The organism is Comamonas halotolerans, assembly GCF_030162935.1.
Lineage (GTDB): Bacteria > Pseudomonadota > Gammaproteobacteria > Burkholderiales > Burkholderiaceae_C > Comamonas > Comamonas halotolerans.
Genome location: NZ_JASAUZ010000044.1, coordinates 1 through 447 on the forward strand (window position 1 = coordinate 1; position 447 = coordinate 447).

1 protein-coding gene is annotated in these 447 nt (G+C 61.1%); it reads left to right on the plus strand.

The window, feature by feature from the left end:
- On the plus strand, nt 1-447 hold a 447-nt coding region (locus tag QEP11_RS14335), incomplete at both ends, for a contractile injection system protein, VgrG/Pvc8 family (RefSeq protein ID WP_284337334.1).

Below are 447 nucleotides of genomic sequence, written 5' to 3' on the forward strand. Positions count from 1 at the left end.
ACTACACACAAGCCAATCGTCTGTTGCGTCTGCGTACGCCACTGGGTGAAGACAAGCTTTTGGCCGAGCGCCTGCAAGGCCGTGAGAGCATGGATGCGGGTGGCTTTGCGTTGATGGTGGATGCGCTCAGCGACGATGCCCACATACCGCTTAAAAGTCTGCTGGGCAAAGCCGTGCGTGTGGACCTGCAGACGGCCCAGGGGGGCCCGCGTGGCTGGCACGGCTATGTCACCAGTTTTGCACTGTTGGCCAGCAACGGAGGCTTTGCACGCTATCGCCTGCGTATCGAGCCGTGGCTGGCTTTTTTGCGTTGGCGCAGCGACAGCTTTTTGTTCCAGCAGCGCACCGTGGTCGAGATCGCCGACAGCCTGTTTGCCGACTATCAGGGCGCAGCCAATGTGGATGCGGCATGGCGCTGGGCGCTGGCAGACAGCTATCCCAAGCGTA